Below are 7,916 nucleotides of genomic sequence, written 5' to 3'. Positions count from 1 at the left end.
AATACTTGAAGAGGCGATGGCCAATGAGGGCTCATTCAAAGCCACCAGTAAAGGTAACTTGCCGGTTAAATTAGTCAAACAGGCCAGTGAATTATTACCTGAGTTTTCAGTCGCTCAATTCAAACATAATATCAGTATCAGTGAGTTTGCCGGCAGTAACGAAGACAAGTTTAATGCCTTGCATTACACCCGAGTACTGGCCGAAATCAGCGGCATTATTTACCGGCGCAGCGGTCGCTACCATGTGAAAAAAGAGGCGCAAAAACAATACCAAGCCCAAGGGCTACAAGCCTTTTTCAAACCCATGCTAGAAGCCGCCATCAGCAAATATAATTGGGGGTATTTGGACAGTTTCGAGTACGATATCGACTTACGTACTTTTTGGCTATTTATGCTGTGGCGCATTCAAAGCCACAACAGTGTGGATCAGTTGGTTGAAGAGGTGATGATCGCTTTCCCTGATTTGCTCCTAGCATTACCTACGGACGATAACTTTCCACTGAAAAGAAAGGTAAGCCTACTCATCGAATCACGGTTTATTGAGCGATTTTTACAGTTTTGGGGATTTATCATTATTGATCCAAGGTGCTACGTAAACGGTGATCCTATCGCTCGAGTCGTACAAGTACAGCCTTTGTTAAAACAAGCGTTTCAATTCACAATAAATACATAGCAAGGTCATCGTGAGCGAATATCAATACTATAAATTCGAGCGTTTGGATGGGGATTTAGACGCTAAAGCGCGCCAAGCACTTAGAGCCATTTCAAGTCGTGCCGAGATCAGCGCTACGTCCTTTCAGGTGTATTTAATGGCTTGCTCTAAGCGATGGGGTTATGGATCAATCCTACTCACCACTAAACTCACCAGTTGGTTGAAAATACAGGCAAAGGCCTGAAATCTCCTGAAAACAAAAAAGCCCCTATTTACAGGGGCTTGGTAAGATTAAGTCAGCTTAGAGAGACTCAAAAAACCTTATTCGATGTTTTGGATCTGCTCACGCATTTGTTCTATCAGCACTTTCAGCTCTACACCAGAAGCGGTGATATCGGTCGAGATCGATTTTGAGGCCAGTGTGTTCGATTCACGGTTAAATTCTTGCATCATAAAGTCGAGTTTTCGGCCACAAGCACCGCCTTTCTTAAGCACATTACGAGTTTCTTTAATATGAGAGTCGAGGCGATCCAGCTCTTCTGCTACATCGGATTTTTGTGCCAGTAGAATGAGTTCTTGCTCGACACGAGAGGCATCTAATTCAATGTTGGCTTCTTCAAATTTACTGAATAGACGCTCACGTTGCCATTGGAGAATTTCTGGCATTCGTGCGCGAACTTTTACCACTTCTTCGCCAATGGCCGTTAAGCGTTGTTCAATTAACGCTTTCATATTGTCGCCTTCACGACCACGTGCTTCAATAAAATCGCTTAGCGCATCATCGAAACCTGCTAGCAGTGTTTTGTTAATGCTATCCATGTCTTGCTCTGGGGTTTCCATCACTCCCGGCCATTGCATCACTTGGAATGGGTTGATGCGGCTGAGTTCACCGGTCATATGCATGATCTGGTTGGCAGCTTTAATTACTTGCTCGGCAAGCGGTTCATTAATGATCAGTTCACTATGTGCAGCGGCACTGGCTTCATAACGTAAGTGACATTCAACTTTGCCACGGGCTAATCGTTGACGAAAACGTTCACGAAGAACCGGTTCTAGGCTACGAAACTGTTCGGGTAAGCGAAAATAAGTTTCTAAATAACGTTGGTTAACAGAACGAATTTCCCATACGGCGGTGCCCCATTCGCCTTTCAGTTCTTTGCGTGCGTAGGCAGTCATGCTGTAAATCATTACCATATCCTTAATTGAGTCGGCTTTTTAGCGCAATAAGTCAATAATACGGCAAAGATTGGCGAGATCCTAGGTTCGATCCCTACTCACTTACTTGATGATCCAGCTTGCTTGGTGATCCAGATAGTTGAAAAGCGAGTGAGCATGGATTGCTTGTGTATTCCGTTTGAGTTTTGACTATTGCTCGCACCTAGCACCTAACCGTTATTTCCAGTATAATCTCGCTCCAATCTTGTTTATTCCTTCACAAAAGGCATTTAACCATGCGTCCAAATGACCGCGCGGCAGATCAAGTTCGCCCAATTAAAATCACTCGCAATTATACGGCGTATGCTGAAGGCTCAGTACTCGTTGAATTCGGTAATACTAAAGTTTTGTGTAATGCAACGGTGGAAGAAAATGTACCGCGTTGGCTAAAAGGTCAAGGTAAAGGCTGGGTAACCGCGGAATATGGCATGTTGCCCCGCGCGACGCATTCGCGTACCCGCCGTGAAGCGACGACTGGCAAGCAAGGTGGTCGTACGATGGAAATTCAACGTTTGATCGCGCGCAGCTTACGTGCGGTGGTGGATCTGGAAGCGATGGGCGAGTTTATGATTACGGTTGACTGTGATGTGATTCAGGCCGATGGTGGAACTCGTACCGCTTCTATTTCTGGCGCAAGTGTGGCGATGGCCGATGCTTTTGCCCACCTTGTGGCACAAGGAAAATTAAAAAAGAACCCAATGAAAGGCCATGTTGCTGCTGTTTCGGTTGGCATTTTAGGGGATGAGGTACTGTGTGATTTAGAGTACGTTGAAGACTCAGCTGCCGATACTGACATGAATGTGGTGATGACGGAAGAAGGCAAGATGATCGAAATTCAAGGCACGGCAGAAGGCGAACCATTCAGCCATGATCAATTGCTAGCGTTACTGGCGTCGGCCAAGAAAGGCATTGGTGAGATCATCGCCGAGCAGAAAGCCGCGTTAGCGGAATGATTGAGTCAGTAGCTCCCATTAAGGGGGCTATTTTTTTATCTATTGCAAGAAGTTAGAACCTAGGTCCTAGAACCTAAAACCTAAAACCAACATCGAGAGAGTATTCATGAAAGCCTACCAGCGTGAATTTATTGAGTTTGCCTTAGAAAAGGAAGTGTTGAAATTTGGTGAGTTTACTTTGAAGTCCGGTCGTAAAAGCCCTTACTTTTTTAACGCTGGCCTGTTTAATACGGGGCGTGATTTGGCGCGACTCGGCCGTTTTTATGCCGCGGCACTGGCAGATTCTGGTATTGAGTTTGATGTGCTGTTTGGCCCTGCTTACAAAGGGATTCCGATTGCCACCACTACCGCCGTGGCCTTAGCGGATCACCACGATATCGATACGCCTTACTGTTTTAACCGCAAAGAAGCCAAAGATCATGGTGAAGGTGGCAACTTAGTCGGCTCCGCGCTGGAAGGGCGCATTATGCTGGTGGATGATGTGATTACCGCAGGGACAGCGATTCGTGAGTCAATGGCAATCATTCAAGCCAATGGCGCTGAGTTAGCGGGCGTTTTAGTGGCGATTGATCGTCAAGAGAAAGGTAAAAGCGAACTGTCGGCGATTCAGGAAGTTGAACGCGATTTTGGCTGTCAGATCATCTCTATTGTGAGCTTGAACGATTTGGTTACCTATTTACAAGAGCAAGGAACGGATGCTGCCCAACTGGATGCAGTGAAAGCTTATCGTGCTCAGTATGGTGTGAACGGCTAAATAAAACCGCGGCTGGTGATAGAAGCCAGCCGCGGAGTCTTTTCTGATTGTGAATCCGTTCCTAATCGCTTAGCGAGTGTGTGAAGATAAAGAGGCTTGCCAACTGATAGCTGTGGATTGTGTCTCTTTCGGCGCACGTAGCCAAAGAGCAATACACAGTGATACACCGAGCAGCAGTAACATCACGCTGAAAGTCGCTTCAAACCCGCCAAATAAAGAAGCAACCATCGATCCAAAAAAGCTTCCTAGGCCAAAACCAAGATAAATAACCCCATAGTTTTGGGTCAAAGAATTGAGCCCAAAGTAATCACTGACTAAGGTTGGAAATACCGTAATCGCGCCGCCAAAACTGAATGCAACACAGGCAATCGCCATAAAAAATCGCATTTCATTGAGGGGGACAAAGAGTAAGATGCTCACACCTAAGGTACAGATCAGTAACGCAATCCCCACCACTTTGCGGCGCTCCATTTTATCCGACAAAATGCCCAAGACTAAACGTCCCGCTAAATTAGCCATCGCTAGAATCGCTACCGAAGAAGCGGCCGCCGCAGTTGAGAGGTGTACTTGCAGTTCGCCTACGTCTTTTGCTACGCCAATTACGTATAAACCGCTCATACAAATGGTGAAAAAGACCGTAGCCAATAGCCAAAATTGAGGTGTTTTAGTGCTTTGTTGTAATGAGTATTCTTGGCGTTGGTCGCTACTATTGTTGACTTGGCTGGTTGTTTGAATGGGGGCATCGTGCATTAATAAGCCACCGAGCACCACCAAGCTTCCCGCAATCAGTGCCCACATGGTAAAGGTCATGCTTACGCCACTTTGCTCAAGAAAATATAGGTTAATGTATTTAAACCCTAAGCTACCCAACCCATATGCGCCAATGGCACAAGCTGAAGCTAAGCCTTTACGTTCAGGGAAAAACCGCACGCAGTTAGATAAGGTCATTAAGTAGCCGGTGCCATCGGCAAAGCCAAGGATCAAACCAGCACTGACATACAGTAACCAGACTTGGGAAACTTGCCCAGCCCAGAGTAAACCCAAGCTCAAGACTAACCCTGCAGCAATAGTGACACGACGTACACCAAATCGTTTTTGCAGTAAGCCAGATACGGAAGAGGCCAAAGCAAGCGCCAAGGTTAATAGCCCAAAAGAAAAGGCAACCTGATTTACCGGCGCGGCTAATTTTTCCGCGAGAGGTGCGTTAAATAAGCTCCAGGTATACACAGAGCCGAGCGCAAATTGTGCAATCACGGTGCCAATTAAGGTCTGTAATCTTGGGGTAATCATGTGTCGCATAACGGTACTCCATAACAAAATGAGTAAGGATTACCGTTAAGATACGAGCCTTATTCCCCTATCAGCAATAGGGTTAAAGCAAGATAAAATGAGCTGCATTATTGGCGCATCAAATGCAATTATTTGGCATGAATTACAATTGCATTCGCTCGCGGAAGGTTTTTAAGTTACTTCGACTGACAGGAATAGTGGCTTCACTTCCCTGTAAATGGAGCAGATAAGTACTGTTGACCCAGGGGATGATTTCCTGCACGCGAGTAAGGTTGACACAATAAGAGCGGTGACAGCGGAAAAAAGAGTGGGCGGGAAGCTGTTCGCATAGCTCGCTGATCGGATATGGCACATAAAACTCACCGTCATCACAATACACCAGAGTAATTTTCTCCTTCGCCATGGCATAAATCACCTGTTCAGGCTCGGTGATCCGAATCCGATTGTCGCGCATAAGATGCAGTGGCGCACTGCAGGGAATCGGTTGACTGATTGCCTGCGTCAGTTGTAATTTATCGAGTATATTTTTCACTCGTTGTTCATTGAGTGGTTTTAATAAATAATCAAAAGCCTCCAGTTCAAAGGCTTCTGCCGCGTGTTCTTTGTAGGCCGTGGTGAAAATAATATAAGGAGGTCGAATGGCTGCTGGCAGACTACGAGCTAATAACATGCCATCCATGGCTGGCATATTAATGTCTAAAAACAACACATCTACCGGATGGTTTTGTAGATATTTTAACGCTGACAAACCATCGTCAAAGCTGGCGATAATCTTGATATCACTATGTTTTTCAATTAAATAACGTAGCTCCTCTTGAGCTAAGTATTCATCCTCAACCACTATTGCGCGTAACATGCTTTCCCCTTAGTCAGAATATCGAAGCGAATTTGTGTTCCAGGGTTTAATCGTTCAATGCGTAGCCCTTGACCGTACAATAATTGTAACCGCTGATGTACATTCATTAGCCCGATATGCTGGCTATTAATTTCTCCTCGATAGAGCTGTTCAATTAATTCTGGTGCGATACCGACACCAGTATCGGTAATGGTTACCTGCGCACCTTGAGCGGTGGCTCGCACTTGAATCGTGATCTCACAAGCGTGGGCAGAAGGTTGAAACCCATGTTGGATGGCATTTTCCACTAAAGGTTGGATCAACAAAGGCGCAACCGAGATAGACACCGGTTCGACATCGAAGTGAACTTTTAATTTGTGACCGAACCGTGCTTGTTCAATGGCAACATAATCACGCACTTGTTTGAGAGCGTCATCAAGTGGAATGAACCGTTGTGTGCAGTGTAAGTTATAGCGCAAAAAGTCAGCCAAATTGCCGATTAAGCTGCGTGCCTCATCCGGACGCAGGCGAATCAAACTCGCAATCGCATTCAGTGCGTTGAATAGAAAATGCGGATTGATCTTGCTTTGCAGGGCCGAGAATTCGGCTTGGCTAGCCATCTCTTTGAGTTGTTCAACACGCGACACTTCCAACTGGGTTGAAATCAGTTGTGATAAGCCAATCGCCATCTCTTTTAACGGACGATGAATTCGATTGGGCTGTCGATAAAAAATCTTTAAAGTGCCGGTTACCTGCTGATTTTCCCATAGGGGAATAATCAATAAAGAACGAAAATGATATAGATTCAAATTGTTACTGATGATCTGCTGACCCAGTTTTACCGCTTGCTGAGTCAGCTCACTAATTTGATGATGCGCATCGAGATACTCTTCTTCACCAATGCCAACATAGGCGAGAACGTCTTGTGTGTCGGTAATGGCTACCGCATCGGCCTGAGTATTGTGACGGATGACTTGACACCCTTTGGTGAGGGCACTGCGGCCTCCTTGGCGAAAATAGGGCAGTGTTTGGGTCGCAATATGAAGGGCTTGTTTGGCTTGCAAGGCGGCCAGTCGCTCTTTCTCATCATCAATGTGTTGAACTAGTTGAATAATTAAGCCAATACAGAGTGTGCCGGCGATCATCGGAAAGCTAATATGGCTGACAATGTTATAAGCTAGCGGGTGATCTTCTGCGAGTAGGACAATTAACCCCATCGTCAGCGCTTCACACGCCATGCCAACTAAAATGCCATAGCGGGCATAATGTATTTTATCGGCTCGATAATGGATCAACGCCGATAATAAACCGGCTACGATACTGGCAATTAAGCAGGCTTGTGACGTTGGGCCATCAATATCAATTAAGTAGCGATGCAGCCCAGAGACAACTCCGGCACTGATCCCAACCCATGGGCCAAACAAAATCCCGCCAGCGACAATGGCAATAATGCGAACATTGACCAATGAGCCATCGACGTTGACGCCCGTGTAGGTACTAAATAGAGCAAAGCCGATAAAAAGGGCTGCCAGCAGTGCTGTTTCTGTCGGGCGACGCTCGGTTTTTTGCACAATGGTTTGAATTAGGTGTAACCGTGTTAGCCAAAATAGCACCATTAGCAGTAAGGCCGCACGTTCAAACACCGCCAGCAACATCACAAATTGGTCGTTATACATCATGGTAAGAGCGAAAAATGAAAAGGGAAGCCAGTGTAACGGACTTCCCTTTTCATTACCTATGATTCAGATCATTGGCGAACAAAACCGGTGATATCAGCAAGCTGAACGCTTATCTCTCAGCCGCTACGGGCAATGGTTTTTACGCGCAAGGGGTTAATGATAACGGCTGTGCTTCAGTTCAGGATCGGGCAAAGTTTTAAAGCGTTTATGCAGCCACATCCACTGTTCTGGGGCACGCAAAATAACATGTTCGACGTATTTGTTCATATAAGCGGCTGCGGCAGTTTCGTCTTTTTGTGGGTAATTTTCTGCAATCGAAAGATCGGCTCTGATCTCATATTTACCTTGTGCATTCCTAAATCCTGAGCCCATGACGATGGCACACCGACTGGTATAAGCCAAAATACTGGTTCCAGTTGTGGTACAGGCATTATTGACCGCAAAAAATGGTACAAACACCGACTTGTTACGTCCGTAATCGTGATCCGGAAGATAGAACAAACGTTGACCTTGGCGCAGTGTGCGTAGCATGGTTTTC

The 7,916-nt window shown here is 45.8% G+C and carries 8 protein-coding genes; 3 read left to right on the top strand and 5 right to left on the bottom strand.

Annotated features, from left to right (window positions below; all coding sequences use genetic code 11):
* On the top strand, positions 1 to 673 hold a 673-nt coding region (locus B7C60_RS05780), incomplete at its 5' end, for a SecC motif-containing protein (protein ID WP_245868648.1).
* A gap of 300 nt (positions 674 to 973) precedes the next feature.
* Here the strand turns inward: B7C60_RS05780 and B7C60_RS05770 are convergent.
* A complete protein-coding gene (locus tag B7C60_RS05770) occupies positions 974 to 1,840 on the bottom strand; it encodes a YicC/YloC family endoribonuclease (RefSeq protein ID WP_099610832.1) in 867 nt (288 codons plus the stop codon).
* A 263-nt stretch (positions 1,841 to 2,103) separates the two neighbouring features.
* On the opposite strand from B7C60_RS05770, the gene rph reads away from it, so the two are divergent.
* Together rph and pyrE are read left to right on the top strand one after the other, a co-directional pair.
* On the top strand, positions 2,104 to 2,820 hold the full coding sequence (rph, locus tag B7C60_RS05765; protein ID WP_099610831.1) for a ribonuclease PH: 717 nt from the start codon (positions 2,104 to 2,106) through the stop codon (positions 2,818 to 2,820).
* A 106-nt stretch (positions 2,821 to 2,926) separates the two neighbouring features.
* Positions 2,927 to 3,574: an orotate phosphoribosyltransferase gene (gene pyrE / locus B7C60_RS05760; RefSeq protein WP_099610830.1), complete on the top strand. Its 648-nt coding sequence runs from the start codon at positions 2,927 to 2,929 to the stop codon at positions 3,572 to 3,574.
* Between the two features lie 69 nt (positions 3,575 to 3,643).
* On the opposite strand, the gene B7C60_RS05755 is transcribed toward pyrE, so the two are convergent.
* The 4 genes from B7C60_RS05755 to B7C60_RS18005 form a co-directional block, all read right to left on the bottom strand.
* Entirely contained in the window at positions 3,644 to 4,873 is a 1,230-nt protein-coding gene (locus B7C60_RS05755) for an OFA family MFS transporter (protein ID WP_099610829.1), read from the bottom strand.
* A 133-nt stretch (positions 4,874 to 5,006) separates the two neighbouring features.
* A complete protein-coding gene (locus B7C60_RS05750; RefSeq protein ID WP_099610828.1) occupies positions 5,007 to 5,720 on the bottom strand; it encodes a LytR/AlgR family response regulator transcription factor in 714 nt (237 codons plus the stop codon).
* A complete protein-coding gene (locus B7C60_RS05745; protein ID WP_172953230.1) occupies positions 5,705 to 7,375 on the bottom strand; it encodes a LytS/YhcK type 5TM receptor domain-containing protein in 1,671 nt (556 codons plus the stop codon). The genes B7C60_RS05750 and B7C60_RS05745 overlap by 16 nt, the downstream gene beginning before the upstream one ends.
* A gap of 156 nt (positions 7,376 to 7,531) precedes the next feature.
* On the bottom strand, positions 7,532 to 7,916 hold a 385-nt coding region (locus B7C60_RS18005; RefSeq protein WP_483887749.1), incomplete at its 5' end, for an LpxL/LpxP family acyltransferase.

Origin of the sequence: Vibrio fujianensis (assembly GCF_002749895.1) — a bacterium.
Taxonomy (GTDB): domain Bacteria; phylum Pseudomonadota; class Gammaproteobacteria; order Enterobacterales; family Vibrionaceae; genus Vibrio; species Vibrio fujianensis.
This window is presented reverse-complemented; position numbering and strand designations above follow the sequence as displayed.